We start from the raw sequence: 21,128 nt of genomic DNA on the forward strand, positions 1-21,128 counted from the left end.
TCCCACCCCCAGGCCAACGCCACCCGTGGCTGGATCAACGGCTTCATCGGCGTACTGATCTTCAGCGGCTCGCTGCCGGCGACCCGCGTGGCCGTGCAGGAGCTCGACCCCACCTTCCTCACCGTCGCCCGCGCCAGCATCGCCGGGCTTCTCGCCCTGTGCCTGCTCCTCGCATCCGGCGAGCGGCGGCCCACCCGCCAGCAACTGCTGCCCCTGATCGTCGTCGCGCTGGGCGTCGTCCTCGGCTTCCCCCTGCTCACCGCGCTGGCCCTGCAATACGTGACCTCCGCCCACTCCATCGTCTTCCTCGGCCTGCTGCCCCTGGCCACCGCCCTATTCGGCGTGGTGCGCGGTGGCGAACGACCACCTGCCGCCTTCTGGGCGTTCTCGGCAATGGGCAGCCTGCTGGTGGTGGGTTTCGCGCTATCACAGGGGCTGACCGCCTCCCCCCGGGGCGACCTGCTCATGCTGCTGGCCATCGTCGTCTGCGGGCTCGGTTATGCAGAAGGCGCGAGACTTTCGCGCACGCTCGGAGGCTGGCAGGTGATCTGCTGGGCGCTGGTCCTGTCGCTACCGGTGATGCTCCTGCTCACCGTGGCCCTGATGCCGCCGAGCCTCGCCACCCTCAGCGCGCCGGCCTGGGCCAGCCTCGCCTACGTGTCGCTGTTCAGCATGCTGATCGGCTTCGTCTTCTGGTACCGCGGCCTCGCCCAGGGCGGCATCGCCGCCGTCGGCCAACTGCAATTGCTGCAGCCCTTCTTCGGCCTGGCGCTGGCCGCCGGGCTGCTCCACGAGCGGGTCAGCCCCGCCATGCTCGGCGTCACCCTGGCGGTGATCCTCTGCGTCGCCGGCGCGCGCCGTTTCGCCCGCTGAACCCCTCCCCGGGCGGCGCGTCGCAAAGCGTCTACAGTGAGTCCGGAGGCGCGCCGGCCACCCCGGCGTCCCGCCGACAATCCCGTCGTCGCCCTACCGGCGGCGACCGTTTCGGCCCCGGCCACGAGCCGGGAGCAACCACTGGAGGGTGCCGCACATGCCGAAGACCGCCTTGAACCGCTTCATCGAACACGCCACCGAACTGAGCCACCAGCAAGCCTCCCCCTGCGACTGCGTCGCCGCCCTCGCGCCCGCCATGGCCGAGTTGCTGCACAACGCTCCCGGCTTCCTCGAACCCGGGCACTACCGCAGCGACCCCACGCACTACGCCCGCAACCTCATCCACTGCGCCGCGAACGACGAACTTTCGCTCTACGCCATCGTCTGGCTGCCGGGCCAGTGGACGCCCGTGCACGACCACGGCAGCTGGGGCGTGGTCGGCATCCTCGAAGGCATGCTGCAAGAGCACACCTTCATCTGCACCTCCTCCGCCAACGATCGCGACGATGGCATCGAACTGGCACGCGGCGGCACCCTCCTGCTGCCACCCGGCGCCGTCACCAGCTTCGTGCCCAACCCCGACCACATCCACATCACCGGCGTGCCCGGCGGTCGCCAGCGCGCCGTGAGCCTGCACCTCTACGGCCGGCTGATGCACAACTTCCACGTCTACGACCTCGCCTCCGGCACCCGCCGGCTCACCGAAGTCGAGCACAACGCGACACGATAGACAGCGCATCACAGCGCCCTCCTCCTCTTCTCGACAAGCACCCCGCCGCGCCCCTAGCATCCGCCGGCGGCTCGAGGCCGCGCCATAGAGGAACGAGGGCCAGGCCCCGACAAGGAAGACAAAACATGGAAAAGACCGATCTCGGCGTCGCTCGCTTTCTCATCCGGGGCTTTCTGTCCCGCGAGGAATGCCAGGCCCATATCCGCATGAGCGAAGCCATGGGCTACGAGGAGGCGGCCATCCAGATGCGCGACGGTGCGCACGAGATCCACAAGAACATCCGCAACAACGACCGCATCCTCTTCGACGACCCGGCACTGGCCAGCCAGTTGCTGGAGCGCGCGCGTCCCTGGCTGCCGGCCTGCCTGGACAACGAATGGCAACTGGCGGGGCTGAACGAGCGCTTCCGCTTCTACCGCTACACGCCCGAGCAGTACTTCAAGTGGCACCGCGACGGTTTCTACCGCCGCAGCCAGGACGAGATCAGCCAGCTGACCTTCCTGCTCTACCTCAACGACGACTACGAAGGCGGCGAGACCCAGTTCCGCGACGAAGACCGCATCCGCCCCGAGGCCGGCATGCTGCTGGTCTTCCCCCACCCGGTCATGCACCAGGGCGCCGCCATCAGGGCCGGGGTGAAGTACGTGCTGCGCAGCGACGTGATGTACCGCCGCCTGCCCTGATCACCACGGAGCCGCCGGCCTTGCGCCTGCGGCTCCTCAAGCCCCCATCACGGCTCGCTGAACGAACGGTGCATGCCGTCGGTGAGCGGGCCGGCGATGTAGTTGAACAGCGAGCGCTCGCCCGTGAGGATCGCCACGCTCACCGGCACGCCCGGCAGCAGCGGGTAGCGCGTGCCACGGTGGACGAAGGCGTCCTGGGCCGGGCGGATGCGCACGCGGTAGTAAGGCACCTTCTGCTCGTCGAGCACCGAGTCCGGGCTGATGTCCACCACCTCGCCATCGATGGGCTGGAAGCCCCGTGCAATCGAGGACACCAGCTGGATGCGCGCCTGCTGGCCCGGGTTGACCATGCCGATGTCGCCCACCGGCAGGCGGGTCTCGATCATCAGCGGCTCGTCGGCCGGCACCAGGGTCATCAGCGTGCCGCCGGGCTGGATCACACCGCCCTCGGTCACCACCTGCAGGGTCATCACCACCCCCTCGATGGGCGAGCGCACCACCTGCCGCTCGCGGCTGTCGGAGAACTTGCGCAGGCGCTCCTGCAGCTCGGTGATCTGCCGGCGCGCTTCGGCCAGTTCCTTCTGCAGCTCCTCGTTGCCGCCGGAATCCAGCGAGGTCAGCGCCGCCTGCTCCTGGCGCTGTGCCGCCAGCACGCGGCCGAGGGAGGCCTGGGTTTCCTGCAGGGTGCCGCGCAGCTGCTCCTCGTCCTTGAGCAGCTCCAGGTGCTCGTAGCGGTTGGCCAGGCCTTCCTTCATCAGCTTCTCGCTGATGGCGATCTGTTGCCGCAGCAGCTTGAGCTTGGCGTTCAGGTGCGCACTGCGCGCCTTGAGCTCCTTCTCCTCGGCATCACGCTGGAGAATCTTCTGCTGCTGCTCCTCGTAGCGGCTGCCCAACCGGCTCTTCTGGGCGATGAACAGGTCGCGGTTGACCTTCACCTGCTCGGGGTAGTCCCTGGCCAGCTCCTCCGGCACCTGCATGGCGTCGGCACCGGCGAGCTGCGCTTCCAGGCGGATGGCGCGGATACGCAACGAGCTCAGCAGCGCCTCGGTCTCGCGGCCTTCGGAGAGCATCGCCACGCGCTCCACCTCAGCCAATGGCTCGCCGGCGGCCACGCGCTGCCCCTCGCGCACCAGGATGCGCCGGACGATGCCGCCCTCCAGGTGCTGCACCAGCTTGGTCTGCCCCATCGAGGCCACCTCGCCGGTGGAGTGGCTGGCGATGTCCAGGGTGAACAGCGCCGACCACAGCAGCAACGCCCCCAGCAGCAACGCCAGCAGGCGGATGGTCAGGCGGCTGCCCAGCAGCTCGTCACCCGGCAGCGCATCGCCCCTGCCAGGCAGGAAGACACCGATCAGGCGGCGCAGCACCGGGTTGTTCTCGAAGGCGCCCAGCACGCGATCAGTGGCGCGGCCGAGGCGGGTCGGCTGGTCGTCCAGTGGCAGGCTCTGTTCAGACATGGCTGGCTCCTGCGCGAGCGGGCTCGCGGGCGGGTTCACGCAGCACGCGCGGCACCGGCTTCTGGTTGAGGTCGATGACCACGTCGGCGGCCCCGAGGATGAAGGGTTCGTTACTCATCACCACCAGCGTGCGGCCTTCGCGCACCAGGCGGCTGAGCAGCGCGGCGATGGCCTTGCAGCCCTCGGCGTCGACGCCCTCGGTGGGGTCGTCCAGCACCACCAGGCGCCCCTCCCCCAGCACCGCGCGCACCAGCGCCAGGCGCCGGCGGATGCCCAGCGGAATGTTCGCCCCGCCGTTGCGCAGCGCCAGGCCGAGGCCTTCGGCGCCACCTTCGACGAAGGCGCCCACGGCCAGCTCGCGGCAGGCCTCCAGCACGCGCGCGTCCGGGGTTTCCGGCGCCAGCACGCAGAGGTTCTCGCGCAGGGTGCCGTCGAAGAACTGCGGCTCCTGGGGCAGGTAGGCCACCTGCCGGCGCCACCATTGCGGGTCGGCCTGGCGCAGGTCCATGCCGTCCACCAGCAGGTGCCCGCGCAGGGGTTCCAGCAGGCCCACCAGCAGCCGCGCCATGGTGGTCTTGCCGCTGCCGTTGGCGCCGGTGAAGGCCAGCACCTTGCCGGCTTCCAGCTGGTAGTCGAAGTGCTCCAGCACCGGCACCGCCTGCTTGGGATAGGAGAACGCCATGTCCTCGAAGCGCAGGGCGCCCTGCATCTGCCCCAGGCGCACGCCCTCGGCGCGCTCGCGGGGGATGGCGCAGAGCTGGCGCACCAGGTCCAGGGCGCGCTGGCCGCGGCCGATCTGCTCGCCCAGGCCCAGCGCCCGGGTCAATGCCGCCAGGGCGCGGCTGGCGAGGATGTTGCAGCCGATCAGCGAACCGACATCGAGGTTGCCCGCCAGCACCTGGCGGGCGCCCAGGCCCATGATCACCATGCCGAGGATCAGCGTCCCGGCGTAGCTGGCGTTCTGCATGGTGTTCTGCAGGCGGTTGAGTTGCGCACGCTGCTCGGCCTGGTCGTCGGCGCAGGCGCGCCATTTTTCCTTGAGCGCATCGGCCGCCGAGAAGGCGCGGACCATCTCGCCGCCAGCGGTGAGGTTGTGCTGGTAGCCGGCCATCTGGATGGCGATGCGGCTCTGCGCTTCCATCGGCTCGCGCAGGCGACGCTGGGCCAGCAGCGAGACCAGCGCCACGCCGGCCATCACCAGCAGCGTCATGCCGGCGAGGAAGGGGCTGAGCATGCCCAGCACCACCACGAAGACGAAGGCGAAGGGCGTGTCCAGCAGGGTCACCAGGTTCGGCGCGCCGAAGCACTGCTGCACCGTGCCCTGCCCGGAAAGGATCTCGCGCCGGGCGCTGTGGGGCAGTTGCTCCACCAGCGCGTACTGACCACGGGCGCTGCTCTCGAACAGGGTCTCGCCCAGCTCGGCATCGGCGCGGGCGCACAGCCACTGCGCCACCCGCAGGCGGGCGTTGCGCAGCAGCACCTCGAAGCCCACCGCCAGCAGCGCGCCCAGGGTCAGGGTCAGCAGGGTCGCGTCCACCCCCAGGGCCAGGTAGCGGTTGAGCACGTGGATGCTGTACAGCGAGCTGGCCAGGCCGAGCAGGTTGATCAACAGCGAGGACAGCAGCAATTCCAGGCGGAGCCTGGGCTGCAGGGCGATGCGGCGGAGAAACTCGTTCATCTCGGTACTACTCGGTAAAAGCGGAAATCCCCTCCGCGTTGCAGCGCGGAGGGGATCGGGTCACACCGTGTGGGGTTGGATCACGTCCTGTGGCAGGTTGTGCGCATCGGGTTGGTTGGCCAGCTCGGCCAGGGCGACAAGTCCGCTGCCGTCCGTGCCGCTGGCGGTGTCGGCGTCGTAGTACAGCCGGGTGACGTCGCCGTTGGAGATCAGGAAGAAGGCCGAGCCACTGTGCTGGCCACTGCCGCTGATCATCGCCTCCAGCTCGTCGAGCTGGCCGTTGCTGCCGGTGCCGAACTGGAACTGCCCGGAGGCGAAGCTCACCCGGTAGACGTCGGCATCGCCTTGGGCCGCGAGCTGCGCCAGGGTGTCCATCACGTCCCCCGTGAAGGCCTGGGACACCGAGGTCAGGTTGCTCAGCCCACCGAAGGCCGTCGGGTCGAAGGTCAGGTGATCGACGCCGGCCTGGAAGTCCAGGATCGCGTCCATGCCGTCGCCCGGCGAGGTGTAGTGGAAGCGGTCCGCACCGGCGCCACCGCGCAGTACGTCCGCACCGCTGCCACCCACCAGCAGGTCGTCGCCGGCGCCGCCGTCGAGCACGTCGCTGCCGGCCCCGCCGAACAGCCGGTCGTTACCGCCCAGGCCAGCCAGGTTGTCAGCACCCGAGGTGCCGGTGAGCAGGTCATCGCCAGCGCCGGCGACATCGTCGTTGCGCAGGGTCACGTCCTTGCTGATCAGCACATAGGGGCTGTTGGCCGCCGAGCGCAGGACGATGGACATCAGCTCATCGGCCTCCACCGCGCGGTCGCCGTTCACCGAGAAGCTGAAGCTCGCGGTGGTGCTGCCGGCAGCGAAGGTCACGCTGCCGGAAGGCCAGGCGCCGCCGAAGTCATCGGCATCCACGCCCTGGCCAGCGCCCGGTTGCAGGCTCCAGTAGAAGGTCTCGGCGCTGGCGGACGGGTTGCGGGTCACCTGGTAGGTCACCAGGGTGGCGCCCGCGTCGCCCTCCAGCACGCTGTCCGGGCCGCTGATGCCCAGGCCCAGGTCGTCGTCACGGATGGTCCCGCCGAGGCTGGTGGAACCGCCGGCGATGGCCGGGTGGCTGAAGGTCAGGGTGAAGGACTCGTCGCCCTCGCGCAGGGCGTCACCACGGATCGGCAGGCTGAACACCATCTCCGAGACGCCAGCGGCCAGGGTGATGGTGCCGGTCAGCGGCAGGGTGAAGTCGTTGGCGTCCACCGCACCGGCGATGCTGTAGGTGAGGGTCAGCGCTGCGTCGTCCGGGCCCGCCCGCAGGATGCGGTAGGTCAGCGGCGTGGTGGTGCCGGGGCCGCCTTCCAGGCGGCTGCTGTCCATGGCCAGCACGGTCAGGGCCACGTCGTCGCCCTGGATGGTGGCGCGGGCGCTGCCCTGCAGCGGGTTGACGCTGCTGCCACCGCCGCTGCTGGAGAGCTGCACGGTGAACTGCTCGTCGGACTCGCCCAGGTCATCACCGTACACCGCCACTTCCAGCACCTTGCTGGTCTCGCCGGCGGCGAACTGCAGCACGCCGCCGGGCAGCACGCCACCGACGAAGTCAGCCGCATCCGCCGGTGCCGAGCCGCTGCCGGCCACCGACCAGTCGATGCTCGCCGCCGAGCTGGTGTCGCCGCTGCGGGTCACGGTGAAGCGGAAAATGGTGGTCGCCCCGCCGTTGCCTTCCGCCAGCACGCTGTCCACCACGCGGATGGCGAACTGGTTGTCGTCGTTGACGATAGTGCCGCTGGCGCGGTCGTTGATCAGGTCGATGCCCTGCGGGCCGCTGAGCACCACCTCGAAGCCCTGGTCCGGGCCGAGCACGTCGTCGCCCTGCGCGCGGATGACGATGTCCTTGTAGGTCTCGCCGTCGGCGAACACCAGCGAACCCGACGGCAGCACGCCGCCGACGAAGCTGCCGGCGTTGGCCGGGTAGGTGCCTGCGCCCTGCAGCGCCCAGTCGACGCTGACGCTGCCGTTGCTGTCGCCCACCCGCTCCACGCGGTAGACGAACTCGGTCACCTGGCCCTGGTTGCCCTCGTCCTGGCGATCACTGCCGAGCACCGCGATGCTCAGGCCACGGTCGTCGTTGAGGAGGGTGACGCTGGCCTCGCCCGTGAGGATGGTCGCCCCCTCGGCGTCGCTGAGCACCACGGAGAAGGTCTCGTCGCGCTCGCCCAGGGTGTCGGCATCCACGTAGACGGTGATGGTCTTGCTGGTTTCGCCGGCGCCGAAGGCCACCACGCCGCTGAGGAAGATGCCGCCGAAGTCCTCGGCGTTGACCGGGTTGGCGCCACTGGGCAGCAGGTCCCAGAGCACGCTGGCCGGGCCGGAGAGGTCGCCGCCACGGGTCACGGTGAAGGTCACCGCGGTCTGCTGGCCGTCGCTGCCTTCCACCACCTGGGCGGCGTCGGCGGCGATCCACAGCACCGGGTCGTCGTTGAGCACCACCGACTCCACCGGGCCGGTGGTGATGGTGGAACCGAAGCTCGGGTTCTCCAGCCACACCTGGAAGCCCTCGTCCTCCTCGCCCAGCTCGTCGCCGCGCACGGCCACGGTGAAGGTCTTGCTGGTCTCGCCATCGGCGAAGTGCACGGTGCCGCTGAGGGCGGCGAACTCGGCGTCGCTCAGGGCATGAGCGCCCACGCCGGCGGCGCGCCAGTCGACGCTGGCGGCGCCCACCGAGCTGCCGCTGCGGTCGATGCGGAAGGTGAACAGGGTCAGGCCGTCGTCGCCTTCCACCGCTTCGCGGGTCACCGCGCTCAGGGCGAGGCTGTCGTCGTCGTTGCGAAGGGTGCCGACCTGGCCGTTGCCGACGATGTCGGCATGGGCGCTGGGGTTGGACAGTTGCAGGGTGAACTGCTCGTCGCCCTCGTCCAGGCCGTCGCCCAGCACGTCGATGTAGATGTCCTTGTGGGTCTCGCCGGCGGCGAACACCAGCTGGCCGCTGGGCAGCACGCCACCCGGGAAGTCGGCGGCGCTGGCGCTGCCGGCCTGCACGGCCCAGTCGACACGGGTCTCGCCGCTGGAATCGCCGCTGCGGGTCACGGTGAAGTGCAGGCGGCCCGGCGTGCCGGCGTCGCCCTCGTACACCTGGGCGGTGACACTGGCCAGGGTCAGGTCGACGTCGTCGTTGCGGATCACCCCGGCGGCGCTGGAGCCGGCCGGGTCGATGCTGCTGCCGGCACCCGGCTGGTACAGCTCGACGCTGAAGCCTTCGTCCAGCTCCACGTCGCGGTCGCTGCGCACCGGAATGCTCAGCACCATCTCGCTCTGGCCATCGGCGAAGGTCAGGGTGCCACTGGTGACGCTGAAGTCGCCGGCATCGGTGTCGCCGTGGACGATGCGCCAGTTCACGGTGGAGGTGCCTTCGGTGCTGCCGGTACGGGTCACGGTGAAGGTCAGCGCGGTGCCTTCATGGGCCTCGGCGGCGCGCGGGGCGATGGCGAACACGTCGTCATCGTTGCGGATCACCGCCTCCACCTGCTGGTTGGCGAAGGTGTGGCTGAGGCTGTCGCCGGGCGCCTGCAGGCTGAGGGTGAAGCCCTCGTCCGCTTCCAGGCGGCTGTCGCCGGCGACCCAGACGATCACGGTCTGGCTCATCTGGCCCTCGGCGAAGGTCAGCTCGCCGAAGGGCAGCTGGCCACCGACGAAGTCATCCGCCGAGGCCGGGTTGGCGCCGCTGCCGGCGACGCTCCAGGCCAGGCTGGTGGCCAGGCCGCTGCCGGTGCGGGTGACCAGGAAGCTGTAGCCGGTGGAGCCGTTGTCGCCTTCCACCGGGGTGGCGACGACGGCGAGGTTCCACTGCACGTCGTCGCTGACGATGGTGCCGGTGGCGCTGCCCACCTTGATGTCGGTGCCGGCGGAGGCGTTGCCCAGCACCACCTGGAAGGACTCGTCGCCCTCCAGGGTGCGGTCGCCGAGGACCACGATGCTGATGGTCTGGCTGGCCGCGTCGCCCGAGGCGAAGCTGAGGCTGCCGCTGGGCAGCACGCCGCCGAGGAAATCGGCGGCATCGGCCAGGCCCTGCAGGCTCCAGTCCAGGCTCGTGGCGCGATCCAGGTTGCCGCTGCGGCTGACGGTGAAGGTGTAGACGGTCTGCAGGCCGTCATGGCCTTCGACGTGGCGCGCGTCGCTGGCGACGATGCTCACCGAGACGTCGTCGTTGACGATGGTGGCGTCCGCCGTGGCCTGGCTGAAGACCACGCCGTCGGCGCTGTTCAGGCTGAGGCGGAAGTCCTCGTTGGCCTCGCCGCTGTAGTCGCCGCGCACCGGCACGCGGATGGTCAGCTGCTCCTGGCCGGCGGCGAAGGTGACGCTGCCGCTGGTGGCGAGGAAGTCATCCGCCGAGGCCGGGTTGGCGCCGATGCCGGCGACGCTCCAGTTGATGGTCTCGGTGCCGCTGAGCTTGCCGCTGCGGGTGAGCACGAAGTCGAACCAGGTGGTCTGGCCGTCGTTGCCTTCCGCCTGGGCGGCGGGGGCGGCGACGTCGATCACCACGTCGTCGGCGCGGATCAGGCCGTCGGCGCTGGCCTGGCCGATCACCAGGCCGCTGGACGGGTTGCTCAGCACCAGGCTGAAGCCCTCGTCGCTTTCGGCCAGCAGGTCGCCGCGCACGTTGACGGTGAGGGTGACGCTGGCCTGGCCGGCCGGCAGCACCAGCGAGCCGGAGGGCAGCACGCCCAAGGCGAAGTCGCTGCCATCGGCCGGGTGCGCGCCACTGCCCACCACCGCCCAGTCGACGGTCTTGGCCTGCTCCAGCGAGCCGGTGCGGGTGATGGTGAAGGTGAAGGCGGTGGTGCCGCCGTTGCCTTCGGCCTTGCTCGCGTCGGTGGCGGCGATGCTGATGCTGGCATCGTCGTTGAGGATGGTGCTGCTGGCGCTGCCGGTCTGGATCTGCGCGCCACTGGCGTTGCCCAGCACCAGGTTGAAGGCCTCGTCGCCCTCCACCTGGGTGTCGCCGTTCACCAGCACGGTGATGGTCTTGCTCGACTCGCCGTCGGCGAACACCAGGCTGCCGCTGGGCAGGCCGGCGTTGTCACCCAGCAGGTCGGCGCTGGCGAAGTCCGCCGCGTTGGCCGCGCTGGAACCCAGGCGCCAGGCCACCGAGGCGCTGCCGCTGGTGTCGCCGGTCCGGGTCACGGTGAAGGTGAAGGCGGTGGTGCCGCCCTGCCCTTCGCCACGGCTGACCTGGTCGGCGCTGATGTTGAAGGCCGCGTCGTCGTTGAGGATGGTGCCCTCGGCCGTGCCCTGGGCGATGGTGTCGCCGGCAGTGCCGGCGCCCAAGGTGATCTGCACGCTGTAGGTCTCGTCGACCTCGGCCACGGCATCCTGGCTGGACTGGATGCTGATGGTCTTGGTCAGCTCGCCCGGGGCGAAGGTCACCGAGCCGGACATCGCCTGGCCATTGAGGTCCGCCGCATCGGCGCTGCCGTTGAGCAGGATCTGCCAGTTGATGGTCTGGTTCTGCTCGGTGCCGTGGCTGCGGGTGATGACGAAGGTCTGCGCCTGGCCCTCGCTGGTCGCCCCCTGCAGCGGCGCGATGGAGAAGGTGGCGTCGTCGTTGCGGATGGTGCCGGTGGCGGTGGTGCGGATCGGGTCGCTGATATCGCCGCTGAAGCTGCCCAGGACGATGCGGAACTGCTCCACCTGCTCGGGCGTGACATCACCGACCACGGTGACGCTGATGGTCTTGCTGGTCTCGCCGGCGGCGAAGCTCAGGGTGCCGCTGGTGGCGCCGCTGAAGTCGGCGGCGCTGGTGCTGTCGTGCAGCAGCGACCAGCTCATCGACGAGCTGCCGCTGGTCACGCCGGAGCGGGTGACGGTGAAGACCAGCACCTGGTTGGCGTCGCTTTCGGTGATCGAGGCGTCGGCGATGCTGATGCCGGTGTCGTCGTTGGTGATGGTCAGGGTCGCGCTGTTCTGCGACAGGCTGCGGGTCACGCCCGGGCCGTTGAGTGTCTCCTCGTAGAACACCACGCGGAAGGTCTCGTTGGCCTCCACCGTGCCGTCACCGCGCACGCTGAAGGTGATGGTGCCGGTGGTGACGCCATCGGCGAAGCCCAGGGTGCCGCTGGGCAGCACGCCGCCGGTGAAGTCGGCCGCGTCCGCCGGGTTGCCGCCGATGCCTTCCACGCGCCATTTCACCGTGCCGGAACCGATGTAGCCGCTGCGCACCACGTTCAGCGAGAAGGTCGCGGACTGGCCGGCGCCGGTTTCCGCCAGGCTGGTGGCGGTGGGGGTGATGCTGTAGGCGGTGTCGCCGTCGTACAGCGTGCCGCCGATGTCCATGCTGGTAGCGGTGCTGGCTGCGATGGAGTCGATGCCGAAGCGCACGGTGGAGCCGGTGCTGTCGCCCGGCGCGCTGAGGCGCAGGGTGAAGCCTTCGGTGCTCTCGATGCTGCCGTCGAGCTTGAGCAGGTTGGCCAGGGAAATGGCGTAGCTGCTCTGCCCACCGGCCAGGGTGAAGCTGCCGCTGGTGCTGACGAAGTCGGCACTGCCGGCGGTGCCGCTGACCAGGGTGTAGTTCAGCGTCACGTCGTTATCCAGGCGGCCGGAGCGCACCAGGGTGAAGTTCAGCGGCTGGCCTTCGTAGCCGGCGACGCTCGGGGTGGCGTTGCCGAAGCTGCCCACCCACAGGCGGATGTCGTCGTTGCGCAGCGTGGTGCTGGCGCTGGCCTGGGCCGGGTCGATGTTGGTGGGGCCGTACTCGTCGCGGTAGCTGCCGCTGATGAACCCGTTGTCGTAGGCGGTCCGCGGGTCCAGCAGGGTCATGGTCAGGCCGGTGTCCGGCTCGATCACGGTGTCGCCCCCGAAGGTCACGGTCACCTGCTTGCTGGTCTCGCCGGCGGCGAAGCTGACCACGCCGTAGGTGGTGTTGGAGTAGGGCGAGGTGGACCAGGCGGTGTTGCCACCGTAGCCACTCACCTGGCCGCCGTTGTTGCCGCCCCAGTTGATGTTGTTGCCGACGATCTGCCAGGCCACGGAGCTGGCGTAGTCGATGCTGCCGCCCGGCTGCACGGTGCGGGTGATGGTGAAGGTCACGCTGGTGCTGGCGGCGCTGCCCTCGAACACCTGGGTGCTGCCGGCGCTGACGCCCAGCAATGCGGCCGGCTCGTCGTCGTAGACGCGGCCCGTGGCACTGGAGCCGATGGAAGGCGTCTCGATGTCGCCGTCCAGGTTCTGCGGGTTGCCCAGTACCAGGGTGGCTTCCTCGCGCCAGGTCTCGGCGAGGCCGTCGTTGATCGTGCGCAGGGTGACGGTCCTGGTCAGCTCGCCATCGGTGTAGGTGAAGCTGCCGCTCAGGGTGCGGGTGCCGGCGTTCCAAGACAGGCCCGGGTTGTTGGCCAGGATCCAGTCCATGTCCAGGTCGGCGGGGTCGAGCTTGTACCAGGTGCTGCGGGTGTTGCTGGTCTCGTTGGTGCTCTCGGAGCCGCCCAGCTGGATGGACCAGTCCACCGAATCCGTGCCGCGCTGGTCGCCGCTGCGGGTGATGGTGTAGACGAGGTCCTGCCCTTCGTTGACATGCGCCACGCTGGCGTCGAAGCGGGTGTCGTCGTTCTGCAGCACCACGTGGTTGTCGACGTAGCCGGGGTTGGCGCTGGAGCCGCCCTGGATGCTGCTGCCCGGGCTGGCCTGGGTCAGGTAAAGGCGGAAGGCCTCCTCCTGCTCGCCGGCATCGTCCACCTTGGTGCGGATGGTGACGTAGGCCACCGACTGCCCATCGACGAACTCCACGCGGCCGGACGGCACGGTGTCGTTCCAGAAGTCGCTGGCATCGGTGGCGGTGTAGCCGCTGACGCTGGTCTGCACGGCCCAGTCCACCCAGGCGCTGCCGGCGGTGGAAACGGTGCGGTACACGGCGAAGGTGTGCTCGATGTAGCCATCGGCCGCGCTGCCGCCGTCGGCCACCGTGTCGCCCTCGACGCGGGTGCGCCCGGTGGTGGGGGTGTCCTGGATGTAGAACTCCGCCTCGTCGCGCTGGATCTCGCCGAACAGGTACACGCCACTGGCGCTGGTGTTGGTCTGCAGCGTGGTGTCGCTGGTGTAGATGTTCTGGCTGCCGGTCTGCGGCGCCACCAGCTCGTCGATGCCGCCCGCATTGCTGAACAGCACCTTGAACCACTGGTCGTCCTCCACCGTGTCGTCGCCGCGCACGGTGAGGGTGATGGTCTTGCTGGTCTCGCCGCTGGCGAAGGTCACGCTGCCCGACGGCAGGGTGCCGCCATTGAAGTCGGCCCCGTCGGCCGCGTATTCCCAGCGGCCGTTGCTGTAGGACCAGACGTCCTGGCCGGTGGTGCTCCAGTTGACCGTGGAGGTCTTGGCCAGGTCGCCGCTGCGGGTCAGGGTGATGGTGTAGGTGGTGTTCTCGCCGGCCACCTTCTCGGCCTGGCTGGCCTGGACCCACTCGACGGTGACGCGGGTGTCGTCGTTGGCGATGGTGCTCTGGTAGCTGCCGTTGGCGCCGATGGAGGTGCCGCTGCTGGCGCCGCTGAGCACCAGGTTGAAGCGCTCGTTGCCCTCGATGCTGCCCACGCCGGTGTCGCCGTAGGCGTAGACGGTGATGGTCTTGCTGCTCTCGCCGGCGGCGAAGCTCAGGGTGCCGGAGGGCGTCAGGTAGGCCGAGCCGTTGGTGAAGTCGGCGACGTTGGTGTCCAGGTGCTGGACGCTCCAGTTCACCGTGCTGGCCTGGTCCAGGTTGCCGGTGCGGGTCACGGTGTAGGTGAAGGGCGCGCCGGTGCCGTGGGCGCCGTCACCTTCGCTGCGGCTGGTGGTGCCGGCGGTGATGTTCAGCTCGGCGTCATCGTTGCGCACGGTGCCGGTGGCGCTGCCGGTGGTGATCTCGGTGCCGGCGGAGGCGTTCTCCAGCACCAGCTTGAGCACCTCGTTGGCCTCCAGCTTGCTGTCGGCGGCGATGCGCACGGTGATGGTCTTGCTGTTCTCCCCCGCAGCGAAATTCAGGGTGCCGTAGGGGATGCCGTCGCCATCGAGCAGCACACCGCCCGGTTGGCTGCCGTAGAAGTCGGCGCCGTCCACCGCGTTGGCCACGCTCGGGTCGACACGCCACTGCACGCTGCTGGCCTGGTTCAGGTAGCCGCCACGGCTGACGCTGAAGGTGAAGTCCACGTAGCCGCTGTTGCCCTCGCCCTTGTCCGCCGACAGCGCGCCGATGCTCAGGGTGGCGTCGTCGTTGGTCAGGGTGGTGGTGGCGCTGGCGGCACTGATGCTGCTGTTGGCCGGCGGGTTGGACAGGGTCACGGTGAGCGCTTCGTCGCCCTCGTACACCGAGTCGCCCTTGACGCGGATGACCAGGGTGGCGGTGGCCTGGCCGTCGGCGAAGCTGAGGGTGCCGGTGCTGCCCTGGCCGGCGCCCAGGTCGCTGGCGTCGAGGCCGCCGCTCAGGGTCCAGGTCAGGTCGCGGCTGCCGGCGAGCGAGCCGCTGCGGGTCACGGTGAAGCTCACCAGGCGCTCGCCACCGTTGCCTTCGGCGAGGCTCGCGGCGTCGGCGACGATGGCGAAGCTGGCGTCGTCGTTGAGGATACGCGTGCTGGCGCTGCCCTGCCCCGCTTCGACGGTGCCGCCCTGCGGGTTGAACAGCTCCACCTGGAGCACCTCGTCGGCCTCGACCAGGATGTCGCCGCGCACGCGGAGGGTGATGGTCTGGGTGTCGCTACCGTTGGCGGCGAAGGTCACGGTGCCGCTGGGCAGGCCACCGTTGTTGCCGTTGCCGTCCTGGCCGCTGGCGAAGTCGCTGGTGTCCAGGCCGGTGGCACTCTTCAGGCGCCACTGCACGGAGCCGGCGGCATTGCTCAGGCCGCTGCGGGTCACGGTGAAGGTGATGTCGGTGAAGGCACCCTGGGTGCCTTCGGCCTGCGCCGCCGGGGCACTGATGCTGAAGTTGGTGTCGTCGTCCTGCACCGTGGTGGTGGCCGTAGCACCGGTCACCAGGCCGGCGCTGGGGTTGCTCAGGGTCAGGGTGAAGGCCTCGCTGCCCTCCACGCGGCTGTCGCCGGCCAGCTCGAAGCTGACGGTGAGCTCGGACTGGCCCGGGGCGAAGGTCAGGGTGCCGCTGGGCAGGCCGCCCAGGGTGTCGCCGGCGTCGCCGCCATTGGCGCCGCTGACGGCGTAATCGACCGTGGCGCTGCCGGACAGCTCGCCGCTGCGCACGATGCGGTAGATCACCGTCTGGCTGCCGCCGGTGCCTTCGCTGACGGTGGCGCGCTCGGCGACCACGGCGAAGCCCTGGTCGTCGTTGCGGATCACGCCTTCGGCGCTGCCGTCCACCACGTTCTGCGGGGTGCCGTCGCCCAGGCGGGCGTTGCCCAGGTTGACGCTGAAGGTCTCGTCGGCCTCCACCACCAGGTCGCCCTTGACCAGGAGGGTCAGGGTCTTGCTGGCCTCACCGGCGGCGAAGCTCAGGGTGCCGGTGCTGGCGTCGAAGTCGGCGGCGTTGGCGATGCCGGCCAGGGACCAGTCCACCAGCGCGGCCGAGCCCAGGTCGCCGGCGCGGGTCACGGTGAAGGTGAAGGCGGTGGTGCCGCCGTGGCCTTCGGCCTTGTCGGCGGCGAGCGGGCTGATGGAGAAGCCCAGGTCGTCGTTGTCGATGCGGCTGTCGGCGCTGCCGACGGTCAGTTCGGTGTTGCCGTCGCGGGCCTCCAGGCTGACGCCGAAGGTCTCGTCCAGTTCGATGTGGCCGTCGCCGGACACGCGCACGGTGACCTGGGCGCGGGTCTGGCCCTCGGCGAACTGCAGGGTGCCGGACGGCAGGCCGCCGTTTGCGCCCAGGGCGTCCTGGCCGCTGATGAAGTCGGCGAGGCTGGCGGCGTCGACGCCCTGCCCCACCGCCACCTTCCAGTCGACGCTGGTGGCGCGCAGGTCGCCGGCGCGGGTCACGGTGAAGGTGAAGCTGCGTTCCTGGCCGGCATCGCCTTCGGCGGCGCTGGCCTGGTCGGCGACGATGGACAGGCCGACGTCATCGTTGCGCACCAGGGTGCTGGCGCTGCCGGTGAGCAGCTGGGTCTGGTCGTGGGCGGGGTTCTCCGCCGGGTTGCCCAGGGTCAGGGTGAGGGTCTCGTCGCTTTCCAGCAGGGCGTCGCCGGCCAGGGTCAGCTCGATCACCTTGCTGGTCTCGCCGGCGGCGAACTGCACCAGGCCGTTGAGGGCGGTGCCGGCGGCGAAGTCGTCGGCCTGCAGGCCGCTGGCGGTCCAGGTCACGCTGACCGGGCCGGACAGGTCGCCGCTGCGGGTGACGGTGAAGCGCAGCACCTGGGTCTCGCCCGTGGAGCCTTCGGCCACCTCGGCCTGCTGCGCCTGGATGCGGATGCCGACGTCGTCGGAAACGATGCTGCCCTGGGCCTGGCCGGTGAGGATCTCGGCGTGGCCGCTGGCATTGCCCAGGGTGAGGGTGAAGGCCTCGTCGCCCTCGACGTCGCGGTCGCCACGCACGGCGACCTGGATCACCTTGCTGGTCTCGCCCGGGGCGAAGGTCAGGGTGCCGGCCGGCAGCACGCCACCGGCGAAGTCGGCCGCATCCACCTGGCCGGAGAGGCTCCAGTCCACGGTGGTGGTGCCGCTGGTGACGCCGGAGCGGGTCACGGTGAATTCATGGATGACGCTGCCGTTGTCGCCTTCCACCAGGCCGCTGCGGGTGGTGGCGATGGAGAGGCCGGTGTCGTCGTTGGTGACGCTGGCCGACGCCGTGGCGGTGCCCAGGCTGGAGCCGGTCGCCGGGTCGTAGAGCTCCACGCGCAGGCCTTCGCTGGCCTCCAGGCGGTAGTCGCCGGCTATCTGCAGGGTGATGGTCTGGCTGGTGTCACCGTTGGCGAAGTCGAGGATGCCGCCGGGCAGCACGCCCCCGACGAAGTCGGCGCCGTCCACCGGGTTGCCGCCCTCGCCCACCACGCGCCAGGCGACGCTGCCGGTGCCGCCGAGGTAGCCGCTGCGGCTGACCACGAAGCTCAGCTCGGCCACCTGGCCATCACCGCCTTCGTTGACGCTGCTGGCCTGGGCCTGGATGGCGAACTGCTGGTCGTCGTTGAGCAGCTGGCCGTCGATGCTGCCGTTGCCCACGGTGGCGCCGGGGTTCGGCGTGCCGAGGCTGAGGACGAAGCTCTCGTCGCCTTCGAGCTGGGAGTCGGTGGCGATGTGCAGGACGATCTCCAGGCGATCGACGCCCGCAGCGAAGACCAGGGTGCCGCTGGGCAGCACGCCGCCGACGAAGTCGCTGCCGTCCACGCCGTTGATGGCGCCGGGCGCGAGGCTCCAGGTGATGGTGTCGCTGCCGGCGAGGTCGCCGCTGCGCTCGACCACGTAGCGCAGCTCACGGGTGCCGCCGCTGCCCTCGAAGCTGTCGGCCTGGGACAACAGGTTGAACACCACGTCGTCGTTGCGGATCACCCCGGTGGCCTGGCCGACGGAAATTTCGGCGCCGGCACTGGGGTTGCTCAGCACCACCTGGAAGGTTTCGTTGGCCTCCAGCACATTGTCCGGGGACAGCGGCAGAGTCACCACCAGGCTCTGCACGCCGCGGCCGAACTCCAGGGTGCCGCTGAAGGCGGTGCCGGAGAGGAAGTCGGCGAGGCTGGCGGAGTCGGCGTCGTTGCCAAACACCAGGCGCCAGTCGACGCTGACGCTCTGGGTCAGGTCGCCCTGGCGCTGCACGGTGAAGTTGAGCTGGCGCGGGGTGTCGCTGTTGCCTTCGGCGGCGGTCAGGCCGCTGCCGTCGAGGGTCAGGCGCGCGTCGTCGTTGATCAGGCTGCCGGTGGCACGGTCCTGGACCACGGTCATGCCCGGGGTGCTGGTGGCGATCACCACCTGCAGGCCCTCGGTGGGTTCGTACTGGCTGTCCGGGCTGGGGCTGAAGCGGATCACCGCACTGCTCTGGCCGGCGGCGAACTCGATGGTGCCGGACGGCAGGGTGCCGCCGAAGTCAGCGGCGTCCACCGGGTTGTTGCCGTAGCCCTGCACCTGCCACTGCACGGTGCCCGGCAGCGACAGCTCGCCGCTGCGGGTGACCACGAATTCCAGCACCGGCGCCGCGCTGGTGCCCTCGCGGACGTTGGCGCTGCGCGCGGTGATGGACACCGCCTGGTCGTCCGGGTCGATGCTTGCCAGGGCCGCGCCGACGTCGATCTGGCTGTTGGCGTCCTGGGCCTGCAGGGCCACGGTGTAGCTCTCGGTGCCCTCGATCAGGCTGTCGCCGTTGAGGCGCACGTAGATGACCTTGCTGCTCTCGCCGGCGGCGAACTGCACCACGCCGCTCATGGGCTGGTCGGCGGCGAAGTCGTTGACGTCGGCCGGCAGCTCGCCGTAGCCGGCGATCTGGTAGCCGATCTGCCCGGCGCCACTGGTGTTGCCGGTGCGGGTGATGACGAAGGCCTGCACGCCACCGGTGCCGTTGCCCTCGGTGGTGGACGCGGTCAGCGCCTCGATGCTGTAGGTGGATTCGTCGGTGCGGATGGTGCCGTAGGCCTCGCCGTTGATGACCTGCACGCCGGCCGGCGGGTTGTGCAGCACGATGCCGAAGGTCTCGTCGGTTTCCGCCAGGTTGTCGCCCTTGACCCAGACAGTGACCAGCTTCTGGGTCTCGTTGGCGGCGAAGGTGACGCTGCCGCTGGGCATGCCATCGGCCATGCCCAGCTGGTTCTGCCCGGCGATGAAGTCGTTGGCGTCGGCGGCGTGGGCGCCGACCCGCACGAAGCGCCAGTCGATGGTGAGGTCCTGGCCCAGCAGCTCGGAGCGGGTCACCAGGAAGGTGATCGCGGTCTGCTGGCCCTGGCCGCCCTCGACCACGTCCAGGGTCACGCCGCGCAGGCTGACGCCGGTGTCGTCGTTGACGATCTGGGTGCTGGCGCTGCCGCCGGAAACCCGCAGGTTGCTCTGGTCGCTCTGCAGGCTGACGGTGAGGGGCTCGTTCTCCTCCACATTGCGGTCGCCGCGCACGGTGAGGACGATGTCGCGGCTGGTCTCGCCGGCGGCGAACTCCAGGGTGCCGCCGTCGATGCCTTCGACCAGGTCGTCGGCATCGACGCCGCTGACCGACCAACGCACCGAGCCGCTGCTCTGGGCGTCGGTACGGGTGACGGTGAAGCTGACGGTGGTGGTGGTGCCGCTGTCGCCCTCGGTGACCTGGGCCTGGTTGGCGCGGATGGACACCAGGCCGTCGTCGTTGACCACGGTGGTGCTGGCGCTGGCGGTGCCGATGATGAGGTTGGCGCTGGGGTTGCCCAGGGTGACCGTGAGCACTTCGCTGGGCTCGACCACGCGGTCGCCCAGCAGCGGGATGGTAATGGTCTTGCTCACCTCGCCGACGCCGAAGACCAGGCTGCCGGAGGGCAGCGGGCCGCCGATGTCGGCCGCGTCCAGACCGCTGGCGCTCCAGTCCACGGTGGCGGCGGCACGGCCGTTGTCACGAGTGACGACGAAGGTCAGCAACTGCTGGTCGCCCTCGTCGCCTTCGAGCACCTGCAGGCGGGTGGCGACGACGCTGACGGTGGCTTCGTTGTCGAGGATCTGGGTGCTGGCGCTGGCCTGGCCGCCGAGCTGGCTGCCGGCGCTGGGGCCGCTGAGGGTCACGGTGGCGGTGCGGTCGCCCTGGGCCAGGTAGTCGCCGGGCACCTCGATGCGGATCTCCTGGCTCATCTGCCCTTCGGCGAAGGCCAGCAGGCCGCCGGGCAGGTTGCCGCCGAACAGGGCCGGGTCCAGGCCTGCGAGGCTCCACTGCACCTGGCTGGCGCCGATGCCGCCGCTGCGGCTGACGGTGAAGACCAGCACCAGGGTGTCGCCGTCGTCGCCTTCGAGCACCTCGGGGGCGCCGGCGACGCTGAGCACCGAGGCCGGCTCGCTGGTATCGCGCAGGGTGGGTGCGGGGGTCGGCTCGAAGCCCGCCGGCAGCTCGCTGTTGGTGCCCGCGGACAGGCTGCTGCCGATGCCGGTATCGCCGCGCAGGTTGGGGAACACGCCGAGGCCGCCGCCGGCCACGCCCGAGGTGCCCTGGCTGGCCGCACCGGTGCCGATGCCGGAGCTGACGCCGCCGAGCAGGCCCGGGCCCATGCCGTCGAGGTTGAGCATGGCCAGTTCCGGCGGTACGCCGGGCGGCAGCATGCCGCTGCCGGTCATGTCGCCGGTGAGCGCGGCCTGCTCGGGGCGGAAGGTGACGTTGGGCTGGTCGAGGTCGATGTCCTGGCCGAACAGGCCGGTGATCTCCGGGCGGTAGGTGCTGTCGAAGGGCGCGGGGCCGGGAATGGTCGAGCCGTCCGGTTGGCCGGGGAGCGGGGTCGCCTCCAGGGCCTGGACGCCATCGTGGCGCTCGGCCGGTGCGTCCGGCTGGGCGGTGAACGGGGCCTCCGCGAGCCAGCCCTTGACCCAGGCGCTGGCGTCCACCGCAGCGTTGCCGGCGACGGCGGCGTTGGCCTGGGCCGCCATCGCCTGGCGCAGCGCGGCAGCCATCTGCATCGGGATGCCGGCAGCCAGGAGCATGTCGTGCATGGTCTGCAGGGCCTGCTCCAGCGAGGTGACCTCGGCGGGCGCATGGCCGGTCAGGAAGTCCGTGACCACCTGAACGGCACGTACCAGGGTTTCGATCTGCGCGCTCGTCAATTCAGCCATCTCGGCTACTCCTGCGGATGCTGTTTACAGCCTGTACTGGGAAAAACACGCACGCACCCGGGACAGGTGCGTGCGCTGGACGGATC

Annotated in this window: 6 protein-coding genes; 3 read left to right on the plus strand and 3 right to left on the minus strand. The window is 70.2% G+C overall.

The features are described 5' to 3' along the window. Positions 1-33: 33 nt before the first annotated feature. From DMX10_RS17040 to DMX10_RS17050, 3 genes are all read left to right on the plus strand, one after another. On the plus strand, positions 34-873 hold the full coding sequence (locus tag DMX10_RS17040) for a DMT family transporter (RefSeq protein ID WP_256604827.1): 840 nt from the start codon (positions 34-36) through the stop codon (positions 871-873). 157 nt (positions 874-1,030) lie between these two features. Beyond that, complete coding sequence (locus DMX10_RS17045) at positions 1,031-1,603, plus strand: cysteine dioxygenase family protein (protein WP_111262179.1); 573 nt, start codon at positions 1,031-1,033, stop codon at positions 1,601-1,603. A 125-nt stretch (positions 1,604-1,728) separates the two neighbouring features. Beyond that, the gene (locus tag DMX10_RS17050; RefSeq protein ID WP_111262180.1) at positions 1,729-2,286 is read left to right on the plus strand and encodes a 2OG-Fe(II) oxygenase; all 558 of its coding nucleotides are present in this window, start codon (positions 1,729-1,731) and stop codon (positions 2,284-2,286) included. Positions 2,287-2,333: 47 nt separating this feature from the next. On the opposite strand, the gene DMX10_RS17055 is transcribed toward DMX10_RS17050, so the two are convergent. Genes DMX10_RS17055 through DMX10_RS33440 form a run of 3 tightly spaced genes read right to left on the minus strand, consistent with a single transcriptional unit; the run spans position 2,334 to position 21,042 of the window. Beyond that, on the minus strand, positions 2,334-3,743 hold the full coding sequence (locus DMX10_RS17055) for an HlyD family type I secretion periplasmic adaptor subunit (RefSeq protein WP_111262181.1): 1,410 nt from the start codon (positions 3,741-3,743) through the stop codon (positions 2,334-2,336). After that, positions 3,736-5,421 (minus strand): ATP-binding cassette domain-containing protein, encoded by a 1,686-nt coding sequence (locus DMX10_RS17060; RefSeq protein ID WP_111262182.1) that lies wholly within the window; start codon positions 5,419-5,421, stop codon positions 3,736-3,738. Before DMX10_RS17060 ends, DMX10_RS17055 begins: the two co-directional genes overlap by 8 nt. A 60-nt stretch (positions 5,422-5,481) precedes the next feature. Further along, positions 5,482-21,042, minus strand: coding sequence for a Calx-beta domain-containing protein (locus DMX10_RS33440; protein ID WP_111262183.1), 15,561 nt, complete (start codon positions 21,040-21,042; stop codon positions 5,482-5,484). Positions 21,043-21,128 lie beyond the last annotated feature (86 nt).

Source organism: Pseudomonas sp. 57B-090624 (genome assembly GCF_003234055.1).
GTDB lineage: Bacteria > Pseudomonadota > Gammaproteobacteria > Pseudomonadales > Pseudomonadaceae > Metapseudomonas > Metapseudomonas tohonis.

Coding starts and splice junctions, on each gene's coding strand:
- DMX10_RS17045 (WP_111262179.1), top strand. CDS start 1,031: ATGCCGAAGACCGCCTTGAACCGCTTCATCGAACACGCCACCGAACTG.
- DMX10_RS17050 (WP_111262180.1), top strand. CDS start 1,729: ATGGAAAAGACCGATCTCGGCGTCGCTCGCTTTCTCATCCGGGGCTTT.
- DMX10_RS17055 (WP_111262181.1), bottom strand. CDS start 3,743: ATGTCTGAACAGAGCCTGCCACTGGACGACCAGCCGACCCGCCTCGGC.
- DMX10_RS17060 (WP_111262182.1), bottom strand. CDS start 5,421: ATGAACGAGTTTCTCCGCCGCATCGCCCTGCAGCCCAGGCTCCGCCTG.
- DMX10_RS33440 (WP_111262183.1), bottom strand. CDS start 21,042: ATGGCTGAATTGACGAGCGCGCAGATCGAAACCCTGGTACGTGCCGTT.